This window comes from Streptomyces sp. NPDC050549 (assembly GCF_040655035.1).
GTDB lineage: Bacteria > Actinomycetota > Actinomycetes > Streptomycetales > Streptomycetaceae > Streptomyces.
In genome coordinates this window covers 17088-34753 of sequence record NZ_JBFAJD010000055.1, presented here as the reverse complement: position 1 = coordinate 34753, position 17666 = coordinate 17088, and the positions used below count along the sequence as shown (strand labels likewise).

General features: G+C 71.9%; 17 protein-coding genes and 1 pseudogene. 9 read left to right on the top strand and 9 right to left on the bottom strand.

Annotated features, from left to right (window positions below; translation table 11 throughout):
* Nucleotides 1-152 precede the first annotated feature (152 nt).
* On the top strand, nucleotides 153-944 hold the full coding sequence (locus AB0I51_RS43725; RefSeq protein WP_362984326.1) for a hypothetical protein: 792 nt from the start codon (nucleotides 153-155) through the stop codon (nucleotides 942-944).
* A gap of 15 nt (nucleotides 945-959) precedes the next feature.
* Here the strand turns inward: AB0I51_RS43725 and AB0I51_RS43720 are convergent, their stop codons facing one another.
* Both AB0I51_RS43720 and AB0I51_RS43715 read right to left on the bottom strand, forming a co-directional pair.
* Complete coding sequence (locus AB0I51_RS43720) at nucleotides 960-2306, bottom strand: HAMP domain-containing sensor histidine kinase (RefSeq protein ID WP_362984348.1); 1347 nt, start codon at nucleotides 2304-2306, stop codon at nucleotides 960-962.
* 23 nt (nucleotides 2307-2329) lie between these two features.
* Nucleotides 2330-2992, bottom strand: coding sequence for a response regulator transcription factor (locus tag AB0I51_RS43715; RefSeq protein WP_362984324.1), 663 nt, complete (start codon nucleotides 2990-2992; stop codon nucleotides 2330-2332).
* A gap of 257 nt (nucleotides 2993-3249) precedes the next feature.
* Between AB0I51_RS43715 and AB0I51_RS43710 the strand changes: the two genes are divergently transcribed.
* The 6 genes from AB0I51_RS43710 (at nucleotide 3250) to AB0I51_RS43685 (ending at nucleotide 8071) form a co-directional block, all read left to right on the top strand.
* The gene (locus AB0I51_RS43710) at nucleotides 3250-4107 is read left to right on the top strand and encodes a DUF1206 domain-containing protein (protein ID WP_362984322.1); all 858 of its coding nucleotides are present in this window, start codon (nucleotides 3250-3252) and stop codon (nucleotides 4105-4107) included.
* A 242-nt stretch (nucleotides 4108-4349) separates the two neighbouring features.
* Nucleotides 4350-5099 (top strand): SigB/SigF/SigG family RNA polymerase sigma factor, encoded by a 750-nt coding sequence (locus AB0I51_RS43705; protein WP_362984346.1) that lies wholly within the window; start codon nucleotides 4350-4352, stop codon nucleotides 5097-5099.
* 31 nt (nucleotides 5100-5130) lie between these two features.
* A complete protein-coding gene (locus tag AB0I51_RS43700) occupies nucleotides 5131-5562 on the top strand; it encodes a hypothetical protein (RefSeq protein WP_362984320.1) in 432 nt (143 codons plus the stop codon).
* A 69-nt stretch (nucleotides 5563-5631) separates the two neighbouring features.
* A complete protein-coding gene (locus tag AB0I51_RS43695; RefSeq protein WP_362984318.1) occupies nucleotides 5632-6444 on the top strand; it encodes an alpha/beta hydrolase in 813 nt (270 codons plus the stop codon).
* Nucleotides 6441-7712, top strand: a complete 1272-nt coding sequence (locus AB0I51_RS43690) for a SpoIIE family protein phosphatase (protein WP_362984316.1) — start codon at nucleotides 6441-6443, stop codon at nucleotides 7710-7712. The genes AB0I51_RS43695 and AB0I51_RS43690 overlap by 4 nt, the downstream gene beginning before the upstream one ends.
* A complete protein-coding gene (locus tag AB0I51_RS43685; RefSeq protein ID WP_362984314.1) occupies nucleotides 7709-8071 on the top strand; it encodes an STAS domain-containing protein in 363 nt (120 codons plus the stop codon). Before AB0I51_RS43690 ends, AB0I51_RS43685 begins: the two co-directional genes overlap by 4 nt.
* 4 nt (nucleotides 8072-8075) lie before the next feature.
* On the opposite strand, the gene AB0I51_RS43680 is transcribed toward AB0I51_RS43685, so the two are convergent.
* The 3 genes from AB0I51_RS43680 to AB0I51_RS43670 all read right to left on the bottom strand — a co-directional run bounded on the left by AB0I51_RS43680 (nucleotide 8076) and on the right by AB0I51_RS43670 (nucleotide 11360).
* Nucleotides 8076-9005: an anti-sigma factor RsbA family regulatory protein gene (locus AB0I51_RS43680; RefSeq protein WP_362984312.1), complete on the bottom strand. Its 930-nt coding sequence runs from the start codon at nucleotides 9003-9005 to the stop codon at nucleotides 8076-8078.
* 82 nt (nucleotides 9006-9087) lie between these two features.
* Entirely contained in the window at nucleotides 9088-10245 is a 1158-nt protein-coding gene (locus tag AB0I51_RS43675) for an ArgE/DapE family deacylase (protein ID WP_362984310.1), read from the bottom strand.
* Nucleotides 10242-11360 carry a diaminopropionate ammonia-lyase gene (locus AB0I51_RS43670; RefSeq protein WP_362984308.1) on the bottom strand — a complete coding sequence of 373 codons (1119 nt, stop codon included), beginning with the start codon at nucleotides 11358-11360 and terminating at the stop codon, nucleotides 10242-10244. Before AB0I51_RS43670 ends, AB0I51_RS43675 begins: the two co-directional genes overlap by 4 nt.
* A gap of 99 nt (nucleotides 11361-11459) precedes the next feature.
* Between AB0I51_RS43670 and AB0I51_RS43665 the strand changes: the two genes are divergently transcribed.
* On the top strand, nucleotides 11460-12359 hold the full coding sequence (locus AB0I51_RS43665) for a LysR substrate-binding domain-containing protein (RefSeq protein WP_362984306.1): 900 nt from the start codon (nucleotides 11460-11462) through the stop codon (nucleotides 12357-12359).
* Between the two features lie 13 nt (nucleotides 12360-12372).
* On the opposite strand, the gene AB0I51_RS43660 is transcribed toward AB0I51_RS43665, so the two are convergent.
* Both AB0I51_RS43660 and AB0I51_RS43655 read right to left on the bottom strand, forming a co-directional pair.
* Nucleotides 12373-12828 carry an RpiB/LacA/LacB family sugar-phosphate isomerase gene (locus AB0I51_RS43660; protein ID WP_362984304.1) on the bottom strand — a complete coding sequence of 152 codons (456 nt, stop codon included), beginning with the start codon at nucleotides 12826-12828 and terminating at the stop codon, nucleotides 12373-12375.
* Between the two features lie 121 nt (nucleotides 12829-12949).
* Nucleotides 12950-14062, bottom strand: a complete 1113-nt coding sequence (locus AB0I51_RS43655; protein ID WP_362984302.1) for a ricin-type beta-trefoil lectin domain protein — start codon at nucleotides 14060-14062, stop codon at nucleotides 12950-12952.
* 383 nt (nucleotides 14063-14445) lie between these two features.
* Between AB0I51_RS43655 and AB0I51_RS43650 the strand changes: the two genes are divergently transcribed.
* Nucleotides 14446-14589 carry a hypothetical protein gene (locus AB0I51_RS43650; RefSeq protein WP_362984300.1) on the top strand — a complete coding sequence of 48 codons (144 nt, stop codon included), beginning with the start codon at nucleotides 14446-14448 and terminating at the stop codon, nucleotides 14587-14589.
* Between the two features lie 164 nt (nucleotides 14590-14753).
* Here AB0I51_RS43650 and AB0I51_RS43645 read toward each other — a convergent pair.
* Nucleotides 14754-15689: pseudogene (locus AB0I51_RS43645) on the bottom strand (galactosylceramidase); the annotation flags it as partial.
* A 223-nt stretch (nucleotides 15690-15912) separates the two neighbouring features.
* Entirely contained in the window at nucleotides 15913-17625 is a 1713-nt protein-coding gene (gene sulP / locus AB0I51_RS43640; protein ID WP_362984344.1) for a sulfate permease, read from the bottom strand.
* Between the last annotated feature and the right edge of the window lie 41 nt (nucleotides 17626-17666).

Sequence of the window (17666 nt, the reverse complement as noted above, 5' to 3'; positions counted from 1 at the left end):
ACCGGTCGCACGCCGCTGACCATTCCTTCGGCCGTCGTGTTCAGGTTGTGTTCAGGCTCGGACGGGCCTCGGCCAACTCACGCACCAGAAGCGCCAAAGCTCTGGCAAAGGGGGCTGGGGCGACCGCCGGACACCGTGTCATCGTGCCTGCCATGACGACAGATCACCTCACGCATCACCGGCCCCCGGGCCATGTACGACACACGGCGAGCAAGGTGCCGGAGGTGACCGTCTACTTCTGGATCATCAAGGTGCTGACGACCGGCATGGGCGAGACGGCCTCCGACTTCCTGGCCCATGTGTTCGGCCCGATCCCCGCCGTCGGCCTCGGCGGCCTCGCCCTGGTGGGCGCCCTCGCGGTGCAGTTCGCCGTCCGGCGGTACGTGGCCTGGATCTACTGGACCGCGGTCGTCATGGTCAGCGTCTTCGGCACCATGGCCGCCGACGTCCTGCACGTCGGCCTCGGTGTGCCGTACGCGGTCTCGACGCCGTTCTTCATGCTCGCGCTGGCCGCGGTCTTCGCCCTCTGGTACCGCTCCGAGGGCACCCTGTCCATCCACAGCATCCACACCCGGCGCCGCGAACTCTTCTACTGGGCAACCGTGTTGGCCACCTTCGCCCTGGGCACCGCCGCCGGGGATCTCACCGCCACGATCGGCCTCGGCTATCTGGGCTCCGCCGTCCTGTACGCAGTGGCGATCGCCGTTCCGGCCGTCGCCCACCGGTGGGGCGGTCTGAACGCGGTGGCCGCGTTCTGGACGGCGTACGTCATCACCCGCCCGCTCGGCGCGTCCGTCGCCGACTGGATGGCCGTCGGCCACGGCCGCGGCGGCCTCGCCATGGGGCTCGGACCGGTCACGCTGTCGTGGACGGTGGCCATCCTCGGCTTCGTGGGGTACCTGGCGTTGTCCCGCAAGGATGTCGGGCAGGGCGGCACGAGGTGAGGGACAGGTTCGTGGTCATCCTGCGGGCAGGGTGACCACGAACCGTGCCCCGGGCGTGTGCCCGGAGTCGTACGTCACCTCGCCGCCTGCGGAGCGGGCGAGACGTCGGGCCAGGGGCAGGCCGAGGCCCGCCCCGCCGTGGCCGTCGTCCGGATCCGCCCGTCGGCCGGGCTCGAAGAGCAGCCCGGCGAACGCGGGCGGTACGCCGGGGCCGTCGTCGGTGACGTCGACGCCCACACCGTCGGGTGTGCGGTGCACGCGGACGGCGACGGCGGAGCGGGCGTAGCGGCCGGCGTTGGCGAGCAGCGGGCCGACGATGCGTTCGAGGAGGGCGGGCGGCACCCCCGCCACCAGAGACGGGCCGTCGACGGTGACCGTCAACTCGCCCGGCACGCACAGGACTTCGGCCGACCGCCGTAGCGTGGGCAGCATCTGGGCGGTGCCCGGAGCGGTGAGTGTGCCGTCGCGGGCGTCGGCCAGCAGGGTGTCGCAGATGGTGCGCATGGACTCGGCGGCCTCCGCGATGACCTGGTGACTGGCGCGGGTCTGGTCGGCCGTGCGGGGGTGGGCCCGCCACCAGTCGAGCTCGGCGATGATCCGGCTCAGAGGGGTACGCAGCTCGTGCGAGAGCTCCCCGGTGAGCTGTCGCTCGTGGCGCAGCAGGGTGCGGATACGGTCGAGGATGGCGTCCAACGACGCGCCGAGACGGGCGAGTTCGGCCGGGTGCCGCATGCTGCCGAAACGTTCCCCGGAGGCCACGGCGCTCCACTGGCCGGCCTGGTCGGTCATCGTGCGCACGGGACGCAGGGCGCGGCCGACCGCCAGCCGGGTCAGGACGTAGGTGCAGGCGAGCATGACGGCGTCCAGGGCGAGCGATCCCAGGAGCAGGGTGTCGGCCGAACTCCGGTAGGGGGAGAGGTCCAGCGCGGTGACGACCATGGCCCGGCCGGTGCCGCCGGGGACCGGACGGGAGCACAGGCGCAGCGGCCCGTGGACGTCGGCGGTGACGCACCGTTGTCCGCCGCGCCCGGCGAGCGCGTCGGCGACCCGGGTCAGGGAGCCCGCGGCCGGCGGCGCCTCCAGCAGCTGCCGTCCGGAGTAGATCCACACGTCGGCGTCGAGGAGCTCGTCGTGGGAGGTCTCCAGGACGCGCACCGTCGGGCCGCTGGTGTCGACCGTGGTCGCGACGGCCGCGGCGCGGGTGCGCAGCTCGTCGTCCGCCTGGTGCTGGAGGCGGTGACCGGCCACGGCGTTGAAGGCGACGGTGAGGACCAGCATCAGCAGCGTGGCCGTGACGAGGGCCACGAGCGAGAGCCGGCCGCGCAGCGTGCGGGGCGCCGCACGGCGCAGTAGGGCGCTCATGTGCCGCCGGCGAAGGACACCGCTCATGCCAGGTGGTGCCCGATCCCGCGAGCGGTGCCGATCGTGCGTTCGCTGCCCGCCTCGCGCAGCTTGCGGCGGAGCCGGGTCAGGTACTGGTCGAGGGTGTTGTCATGGACCCGGGCCCCTTCGGGCCAGCCGGCCCTGACCAGTTCGCGGCGGCCGACGATCCCGCCGTGGGCGGCCATGAGCGCGGCCAGCAGCCGGAACTCGGTCGGCGTCAGATCGACCCGCGCGCCCCGGACGTCGACCGTGTGCCGGACGGCGTCCAGCACCAGGTCTCCCGCAGTGGCGGCGGGCGGCGGCGCGGCCCGTTTGAGGGCCGCCCGCAGCCGGGCGGCGAGTTCGGCGAGATGGAAGGGCTTGGACAGATAGTCGTCGCCGCCGGCCGAGAACCCCGCCAGCCGGTCGGGCAGCCGGTGGTGCGCGCTGAGGAAGACGACGGGGGAGCGGAACCCGTTCGCGCGCATCGCCTGGCACACGTCCCGCCCGTCGGCGTCGGGCAGCCCGATGTCCAGCACGGCTGCACAGATGTCGTCGGTGGCCAGCCGCAGGGCGGTCGCGCCGTCCGACGCGGGGACGGTGTCGAAGTCCTCGTCGCGCAACCCGCGCATCAGCACGTCCCGCAGCGCGTGATCGTCCTCGACGACCAGGATGGTCCGGCGCATGATGCTCCCCTGGGTGACTACAATTCTGTAGACCGTCTACGGCACTGTAGACGATGGTGGGACGGGAGTGCGCCGCACTGCGGTCCTGGTGCGGGCATCCGACGGCACGGTCCGGTCACCGGGCGGACGCCTGACCGCGCCGTCCGCACGTCACCCCCTCCGACGGACATCGAAGCGCCCGACCGGGGCACGCGGGAGAGTGGGCCACTTACCGTGCGCCCGCGCAGCGGCCCGTCCAGTGTTTCCAGGAAGGCATCATGGCGTCGTCTCATACGCACAAGTGGGGCTCACGGAACGGCAGTTCCACGGGCGGCCGAAGCCGCGCGCCGGGCGAGGCCGAGGGGAAACAGGCGCTGGCCGCCACCGGGCGCGCCGGATTCGTCGCACGAGGCGTCGTCTACGTCCTCGTCGGCGCCCTCGCCCTGCGGATCGCGTTCGGCGACAGCGGCCCGGAGGCGGACCGGCAGGGCGCGTTGCAGCAGGTCGCGGCGCAGCCCTTCGGCAAGGTGATGCTGTGGATGCTGGTCGTCGGCTTCGGCTGCATGGCGATCTGGCGGGGTTCCCGGGCACTGCTGGCCAAGGGGCCGAAGAACAAGGTCGGTTCGCGGTTGCTGGACGGGGGCCGGGCCGTGTTCTACGGCTTCGTCTGCTGGGGTACGGCCTCCTTCGCCGCCGGTACCGGTGGGTCGTCCGGCAGCGACGCCAAGTCACGGGACTGGACCGCCTCGGCGCTGAAGCTGCCGGGCGGCCAGGTCCTGGTGGGTCTCGTCGGCTGCGTCCTGATCGGAGTCGGTGTGACCCTCGCGGTGCGCGCGGTGATGCGGCGATTCCTGCGGAGGCTGGAGACCGGGCGGATGAGCCGCCGGGTACGGCAGGTCGTCACCGCCCTCGGTGTCGCCGGCGGTGCGGCGCGCGGTGCCGTGTTCGCCGGGGTGGGCGTCTTCGCGCTGGTGGCGGCCGTCCGCTTCGACCCGCACCAGGCCAAGGGCATGGACGCCACCCTCCGCACCTTCGCGCACACTCCGGTGGGCCCGTGGCTGCTGGTCGCGGTGGCCGTCGGACTCGTCCTGTTCGGCGGATTCTCCTTCGCGTCGGCACGCTGGCGCCGCCTGTGACCGGTGCTCGGCCGAATCCGGTGGGCGGGGCCGGGGAACAAATATCCGTCCGCGCAGACATGAAGTCGCCCGGAGCGGGCACGTGGGGTTCGTCCTGTCCTCCCACTCAAGGCGGCATCGTGGTTTCCTCCGTGAACACCCTCGGCGCAACTGCCCCCGCCCGCGCGGGAACACGGCAGACAGTGGACGAACTGCCGTGGATCGAGGACGGGTCCAGGGTCGCGCCCAAGGACGCACGCGTGATGTCGAGGCTCTTCCTGGACCGGCTGCGGGAGCTTGAGGAGGGCACCCAGGAGTACCAGTACGCGCGGAACACGCTGATCGAGATGAACCTGTCCCTGGTGGCCTTCGCCGCCCGCCGCTTCCGCAACCGGGGCAGCGGCGACATGGAGGACGTCATCCAGGTCGGAACCATCGGCCTCATCAAGGCCATCGACCGCTTCGACCTCACCCGCGAGGTCGAGTTCACCTCCTTCGCCATCCCCTACATCGTCGGCGAGATCAAGCGCTTCTTCCGCGACACCACCTGGGCCGTCCACGTCCCGCGCCGCCTCCAGGAACTCCGCGTCGACCTCGCCAAGAGCAAGGAGACCCTCGCCACCGAACTGGGCCGCAACCCCACGGTCAAGGAACTCGCCACCCACCTGGAACTGACCGAGGACGAGGTCATCGAGGGGCTCATCGCCGCCAACGGCTATGTCGCCGGCTCCATCGACACCCCGGGCGGCGACGACGACACCGACGGCGCGCCGAGGTACAGCGACACCCTGGGCGACGCCGACCCGGCCCTGGAACTGTTCGAGGACCTCCACACGCTCGGCCCGCTGCTGCAACGGCTCGACGAGCGGGAGCGGACCATCATCGAGATGCGCTTCGGCCAGGAGCTCACCCAGGTCGAGATCGGCCGCGAACTGAACCTCTCGCAGATGCACATCTCCCGCCTGCTGAACCGCACCCTCAAGAAGCTGCGCACCGGCCTGCTGTCCACGTGACCCCCACCCGCACCGCGCCGAAAGGTCAGGGATGAGCGCCGAGCACGATCCGCTCCACCAACCGTCCGCACCCGTCGTCACGGAGCCGGTACCCGACCTCCAACTCCAGCTGCTGGTACGGCTGATCGGCCAGGACGCAGAGGCCGCCCTGCCCATCACGCTCACCGTCGGGGGCGCGTTCCTGCACGGCGACCTGATCTCCCACGAGGCGTGGACCACCGACTGGGCGCACAGCCTGCACGGTCTCGACGGCCCCGGCGCGAAGCTGCTGGAACGGTTCCCGGAGCAGGTGGACGAGGTGGTCGAGGAGCGGCAGGGCCGGTCCGCGCCGCAACGGCTGCCGCAGTGGATCCATCTGCGCGACGCCACCGGCGTCGCCGCCGGAGGCGGCTCCGTGGTCATGCCCCTGTGGCGTGGCCGGCTCACGGACGTGTCCGGCTGGTCGCTGGGGAAGCCGAAGTAGTCGTCGCGGGCGTCCGCCACGGCGCGGGTGGAGTGGGTGGGTGAGGAAGCGGTCTGTGAGGATGGGCCCATGGATGTGCGCAGCAGAAACCGGGTGACGGTGACCGGCCGGGCCGGCGGGCCGGTGGTGGTGCTGGCGCACGGATTCGGGTGCGACCAGCACATGTGGCGGCTGGTGGTGCCGCTTCTGGAACACCACTTCACCGTGGTGGTCTTCGACCATGTGGGAGCCGGACGCTCCGATCTGTCGGCATGGAGTCCGGAGCGCTACTCCACACTGGACGGCTACACCGAGGACGTACTGGAGATCTGCCGTGAACTGGACCTCGGCCCGGTGACCTTCGTCGGGCACTCGGTGAGCGCGATGATGGGCGTCCTGGCCGCCGCGCGGGAGCCGAAGGCGTTCACCGGCCTCGTGCTGCTCGCCCCCTCGCCGTGCTTCGTCGACGATCCGGCCACCGGCTACCGCGGCGGGTTCAGCGCCGAGGACATCGACGAGCTCCTGGGCTCCCTGGACGCGAACTACCTGGGCTGGGCGGGCGCCATGGCACCGGTGATCATGGGCAATCCGGAGCGCCCGGAACTGGGGGAGGAGCTGACCAACAGCTTCTGCCGCACCGATCCGGAGATCGCCCGCTCCTTCGCCCGCGTCACGTTCCTCTCGGACAACCGGGAGGACCTCGCCGGCGTCACCGTGCCCACGCTGGTCGTGCAGTGCTCCCGGGACGCCATCGCGCCCCCGGAGGTCGGCGAGTTCGTACGGTCCCGGATCCCGGGAAGCCGCCTGGTCACCCTCAAAGCGACCGGACACTGCCCCCAGCTCGCCGCGCCCGAGTCGACGGCCGCCGCGATCACCGACTTCGCCGAGGCCGCCCGCCGATGAACACGAGCGGCGAGACCGGGAGCGGCGATCACCGATCTCCCGCCAGACAGCCCGGTGCCGAGCACGCGGCGTTCTCCGCGCTGCTGGAGGACAGCGCCGAGGACCTCTACGAACACGCGCCCTGCGGCTACCTGTCCACACTTCTGGACGGCACCATCGCGAAGATCAACAGCACCCTGCTCGACTGGCTCGGCCACGACCGCGGTGACCTGGTGGGCCGCAGGACCTTCTCCGACCTGCTGACCGTGGGCGGCCGGCTCTACCACGAGACCCACTTCGCCCCGCTGCTGCGCATCCAGGGCGAGGTCAGCGGGATCGCCCTGGAACTGAAGGCGACCGACGGCACCCGGCTGCCCGTGCTGGTGACCTCCACGGTCAAGACCGGCGAAGACGGCCGGCCGCTGCTGATCCGCACCACCGTCTTCGACGCCCGCGACCGCCGCGCCTACGAGACGGAACTGCTGCGAGCCCGCCGCCAGGCCGAGCACGAACGCGAAGAGCTCATGCGCCTCAACGCCACCCTGCAGCAGACCCTGCTGCCGCCCACACTCGTGAACGTGCCCGGACTCGACGTCGCCGCGTACTACCACGTCGCCTCCACCGACATGGTCGGGGGCGACTTCTACGACCTCTTCCCGCTCTCCGCCGGGACCTGGGGGCTGTTCCTCGGGGACGTGTGCGGCAAGGGCGCCGCCGCGGCGGCCGTCACCTCGCTGGCCCGCTACACGCTGCGCGCCGCCGCCGTCTACGACCCCGACCCGGCCGCCGTCCTGAGCAACCTCAACACCGTCCTCAACCACGAGTACAACGGCCACGACCCCCGGTTCTGCACCGTCGTCTTCGGGCTGCTCACCCCTGAGGGCGAGTACGGCGGCTTCCGCATCACGCTGGCCAGCGGCGGCCACCCCCCGGCCCTGCTGCTGCGCGCCGACGGCAGCGCCGACCAGGTGGACACCCCCGGCGGACAGCTCATCGGCGTCCTGCCCGACGCCCACATCGCCACCGCCACCGTGCACCTGGCGGCGGGCGACACCCTGCTGCTGTACACGGACGGTCTCACCGAGGCCCGCCAGGCCCGCACCGGCGACGGCGGCCGCTACGGCGACGAGGCGCTCCTCGACTTCGCCCGGGCACTGGCACCCACCACCGCCTCCGACGCCGTCGCCGCGATCCGCGACCTGCTCGACACCTTCGGCACCGGCATCGACGACGACACCGCCGTCCTCGCCATCAACGTGCCCCGACCGCCCAGCGAAGAGCAGCAGTGAACCGACTCGCCGTGCAGACCCGGACCACACCCGCGGGCCCCGTCGTCGAACTGACCGGCGAGCTCGACTACGACAGTTGCGTCCAGGTGCGTGAACTCCTGCCAGAGCTCGCGCTCCAGGACGGTCAGCAGCTCGTCGTGGACCTGACCGGGGTCACCTTCTGCGACTCCAGCGGCATCACCGCGCTGCTCGCGGCCCGCAACCACGCCCTTGCCGCGCGGGCAGGAATCGCGCTGGCCGCGGTTCCCGCGCATCTCGGCCGGATCTTCCAGATGGTCGGCCTGGACCAGGTCTTCCCCACCCACCCCACCGCACAGGCGGCCGAAGCGGCCTGGACCCCTCCGGCGGCCGGGCCCTGAACCGTCAACGCGCGAGATAGAACCGGATCGTCGTGCCGTCCGGAGCCGTATGCACGCGGACGAGGTCGGCGACGGCGTGGACCAGGAGGAGTCCGCGCCCGCCGGGCAGGTCGCGTGAGGACGGGTGGCGGCCGGCCAGCGGATCGGTCAGCCGGCCGCGGTCCTCGACCTCGCAGACGATCTGCTCGCCCTCGGCCCAGATCCGCAGCGTCCCCGAACCGCCCCCGTGCACCACGCTGTTGGTGGTCAACTCCGCGACGGCCAGCGCCAGATCCTGCAGCCCCATGCCCGCCAGGCCCAGACGCTCGGCCTCCTGGACCGCGAAACTGCGGGACTTGGGGAGCTCGCCCGCGTCGAAGGCGACGGAGGCCGCGCCCGGAGGATGGACGAGCGGCTCGTTGTAGCGGGCGATCATCCGCTCGGGGTCGTAGGTGCCGGCGGCGAGCCGACCCTGTCCGTCGAGCACGAGCGGGTGGGTGGCGCGGGCGTCGGCGAGCACCCGCGGTGCCAGGCGGTCCGCGTCGTAGGGGCACAGGATCGTCAACTCGCGGCCCGCGAAAGCGGAGTTGATCAGCGCCTCGTGCTGGACGCACGCCGGGTACTCCAGGGCGGTGCGACCGGGCCAGATCGGTTCCCCTATGATCCGCACCGGGCCGCCGGAGTGCGTGTCGGCGAAGGCCCGCAGCACGCCCGGGATGATCCGCCCCGGATTGCGGCCGACCTCGGTCATGTCGAGGAACCGCACCTCGGCGGCGCCCGGCCCGAGACCGGCTCTGATCAGGTCGAGGTGCGGGCCCGGCACGGCGACCGCGACGGGCTCCCCGGCCGCCAGGCCTTCCAGGACGAAGGGCACCGTGGCCGCCGCGTACTGCTCCTCACCCCGGTAGAACAGCGCGGGATGTACGAACGGTCGACCGTCGGTGGCCGTACTCATCGCACCGCCACCTCGATCCTCGTCGGTCCGGCCGGAACATGTCCACGACGCGCGGCAGTCTACGGGGGTGGCCGCCGGGGCGTCAGGAACAGAAGTCCGTGACCGTGTCGGCGAGGATGTCCGTCAGCCGGTGCAGGGAGGCGATGTCGGCCCATTCGACGGTCTCGTGGGCTCCCGCGCCGTCGGCCCCGAAGAGCAGACAGGGGATCCCGGCCCGGTCCAGCAGGGCGCAGTCGGTCCAGTACGGCTCGGCGAGGACAGCGGGCGTGTGCCCGAGGACGGAGCGCGCGTGGTGGAGCAGCGTGCGTACAACAGGCTGGTCCGGGTCTCCCTCGAACGGCTCGCGGTGCAGACCGCGGCGCAGCTCGTAGGTGAAGTCCGGGACGGTGGCGGTGAGTCGGTCGAGGATCGCGGTCAACTCGGCCTGGACGGTGTCGGCGTCCTCGCCCGGCACGGTGCGCCGTTCGAGGGTGATCCGGCACTGCGCGGGGTAGGTCGAGGGCTCCTCGCCGCCGTGGATGACGGAGGCGTGCACGGTGCCGGAGCCGAGCCGCGGATGCCCTTCGGCCGAGGCGAGGCGTTGGCCCAACTCCTCAACGGCCACCAGGAAATGACCGGCCTTCGCGATGGCGTCGATGCCCAGGCCGGGCTGCGACCCGTGGGCGGCCCGCCCGTGCACGATCACGTCGAACCAGACGAACCCCTTGTGGGCGAGGACCACTTGGAGCCGGCTCGGCTCGGTGACGATCGCCGCGTCGGCGGTGAACGACTCAAGTACCTCCTCTGTGCCGGCACTCGCGTTCTCCTCGTCGGCGACGAGGGCGAGCAGCACATCACCGCGCAACGGCTCCCGCGCGGTGGCCCGGGCGGCGGCGATCATCATGGCCGCGACACCGCCCTTCATGTCGCAGGCCCCCCGCCCGAACAGCTTCCCGTCCTCTGTCCGGGGGCTGAGCGGCTCGCCCTCGTAGCCGCCCAGGCCCACGGTGTCGAGATGCCCGTTGAGCATCAGCGAACGGCCACCACCCGTGCCCCGGGCGATCGCGACGAGGGACGGGCGCCCCGGATTCCGCTCCAGCCGGTGCACCTCGAACCCGCGCGTACCGAGCCAGTCGGCGCACAGATCGGCGATCGCGCCTTCGCCCGCGCCCGAGGCCGCGAGACCCGGGTTGACCGAGTCGACCGCGACCAGCCGCTCCAACAGGCGTACGGGGTCGAGCTCTTCGGACTTCTGCGTCATCGCTGCTCCTCCTGGACGTGGGGGTTGGCGGTCGTGCCCTCGGTGCTCAGCAGGACCACGGTGGAGTCGGGACCGACGGCCAGGGCTCTACGGCGCCCGGTGGCGCCCGCCCCGGTCAGCGCGGCGCGGGCACCCGCGAGCGAGGCCGCGCCGCAGGGGCCCGCGGAGACACCGGCGGCGGCGAGATCGCGGGCGGCGCCCGCGCTGTCCGCGTCCGTGACCGCGACGGCGGCGTCCAGACCGTCGCGCAGCAGCGGCCACGCCAGGCTGGAGACGGTGCCGCAGTTCAGCCCGGCCATCGTGGTGGTGCCGGTCGGCACACTGACGAGCTCCCCGCGGCCGAGGCCGGCCAGTACACAGGCCGCGGTGACGGGCTCCACCGTCAACAGCGCGGTCGCGGCGGCCCCGTCCCGCCGGCTGCGGTAGTGCGTGACGGCGGCCTGCGCGAGCGAGCCCACGCCCGCCGGGACGACCACCAGGCCCGGCGCCCCGGCGCCCAGCTGCTCGTCGATCTCGGCGAACAGCGTGGAGTAGCCCTCTACGATCCAGCCTGGGATGCGCTCGTAGCCGGGCCAGCCGGTGTCCTGCATGAGCACGGAGTCCGGTCCGTCCGCCGCCTCGGCCGCCCGGCACACGGCCTCGTCGTAGGTGCCGGGCACCAGGACCACGTCCGCGCCCTCGTCCTCGATGGCGGTCACGGCCGCCGGGTGGACGCCTCGGGGCACGAAGACCTGGGCACGCTGCCCGAACTGCCGCGCAATCCGGGCCACGGCCCGGCCGTGGTTGCCGTCGGTGGCGGTGACCAGGCGTACCGGGGTGCCGTCCGTCCGCCGGGCCAGCACCCGGTGGATCGCCCAGGACGCGCCCAGCGCCTTGAACGCGGGCAGCCCCAGGCGCGCGGACTCGTCCTTGACGAACACTCGCCCGATCCCCAACTCGGCTGCCAGAGAGGGGAGTTCGGTCAGAGCGGTGGGCGCGTAGCCGGGCAGCCCGGCGTGGAAGTCCCGCACCTCGGCCGGAGGCGGCGCGCAGGTCCAGGTTCGGGCGCCGGACCTGACGTACCAGGGCAGGCGGCGCGGGGCGGAGCTGTCGGAGAGGAGAGAAGTCGTGGACACCTGATCAGCGTGTGATCAATCGTATGATTAGTCCAGCGCATGTTTCCGAACGGTATTCGTCAGAAAAACTGACCGATGGCGGACCGATGGAGGCCGGTGATGTTCGACCTGCACCGACTGCGCCTCCTGCGCGAGCTGAAGCACCGCGGCACGCTGGCCGCCGTCGCCGCCGCGCTGTCGTACAGCCCCTCCGCCGTCTCCCAGCAGCTCTCGCAGCTCGAATCCGAGGTCGGCGTCCCGCTGCTGGTGCCCGTGGGGCGCAGGGTACGGCTCACCCCGCAGGCGGAGATCCTCGTCGCGCACACCGAGGCCGTGCTCAAGCGGCTGGAGGAGGCCGAGGCGGACATCGCCACCTCCCTCACCGACCTCACCGGCACGCTCCGCATCGCCTCCTTCCAGACCGCGGCGCTCGCCCTGGTGCCGACCGCGCTGACACTGCTGCGCGACGCCCACCCCCGCCTGCGGGTCGAGGTCACCCAGGCCGAGCCGAGCGAGGCGCTGCCCGCGCTCCTCGCCCGCGACTTCGACCTCGTCATCACCGAGGAGTACCCGGGCAACCCGCACCCCCGGCCCGCCGAACTCGAACACGAACCCCTCTGCGAGGACCCACTGCGGCTGGCCACCCCGAGATCCGTCGGCCAGGACACCGGACCGATGGACGCGCTCCGTGCGCTGGCCGACCACCCCTGGGTGATGGAACACGTGGGCTCACCCGCCCGGCACTGGGCCACCGCACTGTGCCGCACCGCGGGCTTCGAACCCGATGTGCGCTTCGAGTCCGCCGACCTGGTGCTGCATCTGCGACTGGCCGAACTCGGCCATGCCGCCGCCCTGTTGCCGGACCTCGCGTGGAACGGTCGCCCGCCCACCGTCACGCTTCGACAGCTCCCCGAGGGCCATCGCGCCCGCTCCCTGTTCACCGCCGTACGCAGCGGACGCGGCCCCCACCCCGCCATCCGCGCCTGCCGCCAGGCACTGCGGCGGGCGATCGCGCCCTAGTACGCGAACTCACCTACGGAGCGGTCCTGTCCAGGTCGAGCCGGCCGACGCGGGCCACGTTCTCCCGGTCGTCGGCGTCCGCGCTCGGCTCCGCCGCGAACCAGGCGTCGAGGATCTCCCTGAGCAGCGGCTCGGACGTCAGGCGCAGGCCGAGGGCCAGCACGTTGGCGTCGTTCCAGCGGCGCGCGCCGTCCGCCGTGTAGGCGTCCGTGCACAGCGCCGCCCGTACGCCCGCCACCTTGTTCGCGGCGATCGACGCGCCCGTACCGGTCCAGCAGCACACGACCGCCTGGTCCGCGGTCCCGGCGGCCACCTCACGGGCCGCCGCCTCCGAGCAGACCGCCCACTGCGGGTCGTCCCCGGGCCGCAGCGCCCCGTGCGTCAGCACCTCGTGACCGCGCTCGCGCAACTCCGCGACGAGGGCGCGCGCCACAGGTTCGTCCATGTCCGAGGAAACAGAGATCCGCATGTCCCGCAGGCTAGTCAGCGGACGCGTTCCGTGCCATCTGCGCGCACACGGGAGCGGTCCCGGCCGCGTCGTAGGGCGGCGACAGACCCCTGGCCCACGACCCGGCGGGAGCCGATGACGGTTACGACCGGCGCCAGTTCTGGTTGGCGCCGCCGGTGCAGGTCCAGATCTCCAGTGCCGTGCTGTTGGCCGTGCCGTGGCCGACCGCGTCCAGACACTTCCCGGAGCCGACGTCGACGACGCTGCCGTCGGAACGCACCCGCCACTGCTGGTGCGTGCCGCCGTTGCAGTCCCAGATCTCCACCGGGCTGCCGTCGGCGGTGGCACCGCCGGTGACCTCAAGGCACTTGGAGCCGTAGACGGTCAGCTGGTTGGTGGTCGTGGAGGTCCAGGTCTGGTTGGTGCCTCCGTTGCAGTCCCACAGGGCCGGCTGGGTGCCGTTGGTCTGGTCGGCACCGGGGACGTCGACGCAGCGGCCGGACTCCTGGCCCTTCAGAGGCGCCGACTCCGCGCCGCGCAGCCAGCTCTGGTTGGTGCCGCCCGTGCAGGTCCACAGCTCCAGCAGGGTGCCCGGGGCGGTGTCCTCGGCCGTGGCGTCCAGGCATTTGCCCGAGGCGGGGTTGACCACCGTGCCGTCGCTGTTCACGGTCCACTTCTCGGTGGCGGTGCCGTCGCAGTCGTGGATCTGCACCGGGGTGCCGTCGGTGGTGGCGCCGCCCTTGGCGTCCAGGCACTTCGTGCCGCCGTAGACGGTGAGTTGGCCTGCCGGGGTCAGGGTCCAGGACTGGTTCGCGGCGCCGTTGCAGTCCCAGAGCGCGAGTTGGGTGCCGCTGGTCCGGCTCGCCCCGGGGACGTCCGCGCACAGGCCGGACTGGCGGCCCTTGAGGATGCCGGCGTGGTTGCCCGGCGGGTTCGCGGTGACGGACAGGTTGTCGAACTGGTCGCTCTGGTAGCCCACCACACCAAGGCCGATCTGTCCCGCCGAGAACGAACTGTCGTCCGTGGCACCGAGGCCGGCGCCGTCGGCGGTGGCGGTGATCCGGTCGCCGGAGAAGCCGAGGGAGAGTGTGTGCCACGCGTGGGTGCCGAGCGCGGCCCGGGTTCCCGAGACCAGGGTGGTCAGGGTGCCGGCCGCCGAGCTCCTGACGATGGACCAGGTGCCGGTGTCGCTCACCCGGAGCAGATAGGCGGCCTGGTGGCTCTGTGGACGGTTCTGGGTGTTGGCACGGCCCAACAAGCTCGACCGAACCGGCCTGTTGGAGGTTCACGTCGACCTTGACGGTGTAGTCGGTCCACGTCGGGTCGCCGAGCAGCGAGAAGGCGTCGGAGTCGTCCTGCCACTCGATCGGCTTGACCGGGGCCACCTGCTGCACGCACTGCCCCGACCGTCCGTCGGCGCACGCACGTGCCTCGAACGCGCCCTGCATGTCGGAGAGATACGTGGCCTCGCTACCGGTGGCGTAGCTGTCGAAGGTGTCGCCGTAGGGCAGGGCGAGGGCGTGGGCCGCGGGCGCGGTGGCGGTGCTCCTGCCCTGGCCGGTGGTCGTGGTGACCGTGTAGATCCAGCCCGGCTGGAGCGTCAGCGAGTACGCGCCGCCGGTCGGGGTGATGTCCTGCGTGTGCACGAAGTCGGTGGCCGGGCCGGGGCTGTTCACCCTGGTCGCGCAGACGTGCACCGCCCCGGTGGACAGACCGCTGCGCACCTGCACGTCGACCGTCTGCGATGCGGTCGCGGTGGTGGTCTCCAGGACCGTGGAGTAGTCGGACCCGTTCGGCGACTTCAGCGTCGCGTAGGTGCCGTCGGACTCGGCGCCCCCGAGGTAGCCCGACGCGGAGTCGACGAACTTCCAGCCGGGCTGGGCGAATTGGGTGACCTGAGCGGTCGCCCAGGTGTCCTCGCCGATCGCGTAGTTGCCGGACCAGGGCGAGTTCGCGATGGCCGGGCCGACGGTGCTGTACGGCAGGTTGGGGTAAATGGCCGCGACCAGCGGCCAGTTGAGATACGCGGTCATCCGGGCGTCCACATAACCGCGCACGATCGAACGGATCAGTGCCGGGGCGCCGGAGTCCATGTCGAGCGAGCCGTTCTCCGACGCCCACAGCGGTTTGCCGTTGTTCTTCGCCGTGGTCGTGCTGGAGCAGGTGTCGGCACTGCCGCCGTCACCGCCCGCGCAGGGGTAGTGGGCGCCGATGACCGAAACGGCGTTGTCGAACGCGGAGTTGACCGCCATGTCGTCCGCGACGCTCCAGCCCGAGTCGTCGCCGACGATCTGTACGGAGCCGTAACCGGCGCTGTCGAGCGCGGACCGCAGCTGGATGTACCAGTCGACGTCGTGGCCCCGTTCGTTCCAGCCGCCGAGATAGCTGATCGTCAGACCGTGCTGCTTGGCACAACCCAGCCAGGAGATCAGGTAGTTGATGGTGTCGGTGGACCAGAACCCGCCGCTGATCCAGCCCGCGGCGGCCCAGGCCGGGCCGTACAGCTTGAGGTCCGGGTTGCGGGCCTCGGCCTGCTCGGCGAGCCAGAACTCGTATCCCGCGTCGCAGTTGACCTGTCCCTTGGTGTGCTCGACGGACGGCTCCGAGCCGTCGGTGGAGTTGGCGTCGCCACCGATCTCCAGTTTCAGCAGCTGCAGGTTCGCGCCGTAGCCCGGCTTGAACAGATAGTCCAGGATCTGCGACCGCTGGGCGGCCGGATAGTCGCGCAGCAGACGGGAGTTGCCTCCGCCGCCGCTGATCGCGCCGATCCCGTCGAACGTCCGGCCGCTCTGACCGCCGTCCACGGTGATCGTGGTGGCTGCCGCGGCGGCGGCCCGGGCCGGCTGCGCGCCGACGGAACAGAGGGCGGCGACAAGCGCCATGACCCACAAGGGCAGGAGATGCCTCAAGGTTCTTCGCACAGTGTCGTCCTTCTCCACCGGGGGGTGAGGACAGCGTCGGAGAGCGCTCTCAGCGCGAATCGGCGGAGCTGTCCGTGGAGGTTTGTGCGACAGTGTGGGGACGTGTTGAATTAGGATCAAGGGTCTATACCTGTTGACCTGCGCACCGGTGATCCGGGCAGTGCACTTCCGGCCAACTCGCCTGCTACGTCGCCGAATCCGCCGTTCCCCGGCCGGTCCCGCCGCTCCACTCCCGGTACGCGGCCACCGCTGTCGGCAGGGTGGGGAAGATGTGGTCCTCGCCGACCGAGTCCACCAGCCCGTACGCCTCCAGGTCGTCGAGGAGGTCCTGTTTCACCCGGGCGAGGGCGAACACCACGCCGCGGTGGACGAGTTCGCGGCGGACATCGTCGACCGCGTCCAGGGCGGTGATGTCCACCTCCACGTTGGCCTCGGTGTTGAGGACGAACCATCGCACCGGGACCGACTGTTGGTCGACCGCGGCCAGCGCGCGCCGGCGGAAGTCCTCCGCGTTGGCGAAGAAGAGCGGTGAGTCGTAGCGGTAGACCAGCAGGCCGGGGATGGTGCGGGCCTGGGGGTAGTCGTCCACGTCGTGCATTCCGGCCACGCCGGGGACCAGGCCCTCGACGGCGTCGTGCGGGCGGGCCACCCGGGTGAGGAGTTCGGCCACCGACAGGCCCACGGCGACGATCACGCCGTAGAGGATGTCCAGAGCGAGGACGCCGGCCAGGCAGCCGAGGGCCAGGAGCAGTTCGCGGCGGCGGAACGCGGCGAGGCGGTGGAAGCCGGTGAGGTCGATCATGCGGACGGCTGCGTAGACGACCAGGGCGCCGAGCACCGCCGAGGGGGTGCGGGACAGCAGCGGGCTCAGGAACAGCAGGACCGCCAGCACGGCCGCCCCGGCGACCAGCGAGTAGGCCTGGCTGCGGGCGCCCGCGGAGGAGGCCAGCGCGGTGCGGCTGGCGCTGCTGCTCACCGGGAAGCCGTGCAGCACACCGGCGCCGAGGTTGGCCGCGCCCAGGGCCAGGAACTCCTGGTCGGCGTCGAGACCGGGGCCCTCGTCCTCGTCGCCGCCGGTGAAGGCGCGGGCGGTGAGAATGAAGTCGGTGTAGCCGACGAGCAGGACACCGAGCGCGGGCAGCACCAGGTGGGGCAGTTCGTTGAGGTCCGGCAGGCCGACCGTGGGAAGCCCTGCCGGGACATGGCCGATCACCTTGATGCCGTACCGGTCGTCGAGGTCGAACACCACCACGGCCGCCGTGCCCAGCACCACGGCCAGCAGGGGACCGGGCACCGCCTTGGACATGCGCGCCACCGTGAAGAGGAACACGAGCACGACGGCGGCGACCAGCAGCGTGGGTACGTGGAGGTGGTCCAGGTGCCGTACGAAGGACCAGAGTTGGGGGAAGAAGGCCGAACCGGTCGTCGGCACCCCGGTGAGCTTGGGCAGCTGGTCCACGATCATGATCAGGGCGACGCCCGCCAGATAGCCGATCAGAACGGGGCGCGAGAGAAGATCGGCGACGAAGCCAAGCCGTACCGCCCACGCGGTCACGCACAGCAGGCCGACCGTGGCAGCCAGAGCGGCGGCAAGCGTGGCGTACTGGCTCGGGTCGCCGGCCGCGAGGGGGCCCACCACGGTCGCCGTCATGAGCGCGGTCGTCGACTCGGGGCCCACGGACAGCAGCCGGGACGAGCCCAGTACCGCGTACAGGGCGAGCGCGGGCAGGATCGCCCACAGTCCGGCGACCGGGGGCAGCCCGGCGACCCCGGCGTACGCCATCACCTGCGGGACGAGATACGCGGCGACCGTGACACCGGCCAGCAGGTCGCCGCGCAGCCAGGCACGCCGGTATCCGGCGAGCGCGGCGATTCCGGGCGTCAGGCGCCACGCCATGCGGCGCTCGCCCGGGCTCTGGGACACGGTGTTCCTCGGCC

Excerpts from the sequence above, each read along its gene's own strand:
- AB0I51_RS43725 (WP_362984326.1), top strand. The coding sequence starts at position 153 with ATGACGACAGATCACCTCACGCATCACCGGCCCCCGGGCCATGTACGA.
- AB0I51_RS43720 (WP_362984348.1), bottom strand. The coding sequence starts at position 2,306 with ATGAGCGCCCTACTGCGCCGTGCGGCGCCCCGCACGCTGCGCGGCCGG.
- AB0I51_RS43715 (WP_362984324.1), bottom strand. The coding sequence starts at position 2,992 with ATGCGCCGGACCATCCTGGTCGTCGAGGACGATCACGCGCTGCGGGAC.
- AB0I51_RS43710 (WP_362984322.1), top strand. The coding sequence starts at position 3,250 with ATGGCGTCGTCTCATACGCACAAGTGGGGCTCACGGAACGGCAGTTCC.
- AB0I51_RS43705 (WP_362984346.1), top strand. The coding sequence starts at position 4,350 with ATGTCGAGGCTCTTCCTGGACCGGCTGCGGGAGCTTGAGGAGGGCACC.
- AB0I51_RS43700 (WP_362984320.1), top strand. The coding sequence starts at position 5,131 with ATGAGCGCCGAGCACGATCCGCTCCACCAACCGTCCGCACCCGTCGTC.
- AB0I51_RS43695 (WP_362984318.1), top strand. The coding sequence starts at position 5,632 with ATGGATGTGCGCAGCAGAAACCGGGTGACGGTGACCGGCCGGGCCGGC.
- AB0I51_RS43690 (WP_362984316.1), top strand. The coding sequence starts at position 6,441 with ATGAACACGAGCGGCGAGACCGGGAGCGGCGATCACCGATCTCCCGCC.
- AB0I51_RS43680 (WP_362984312.1), bottom strand. The coding sequence starts at position 9,005 with ATGAGTACGGCCACCGACGGTCGACCGTTCGTACATCCCGCGCTGTTC.
- AB0I51_RS43675 (WP_362984310.1), bottom strand. The coding sequence starts at position 10,245 with ATGACGCAGAAGTCCGAAGAGCTCGACCCCGTACGCCTGTTGGAGCGG.
- AB0I51_RS43665 (WP_362984306.1), top strand. The coding sequence starts at position 11,460 with ATGTTCGACCTGCACCGACTGCGCCTCCTGCGCGAGCTGAAGCACCGC.
- AB0I51_RS43660 (WP_362984304.1), bottom strand. The coding sequence starts at position 12,828 with ATGCGGATCTCTGTTTCCTCGGACATGGACGAACCTGTGGCGCGCGCC.
- sulP (WP_362984344.1), bottom strand. The coding sequence starts at position 17,625 with ATGGCGTGGCGCCTGACGCCCGGAATCGCCGCGCTCGCCGGATACCGG.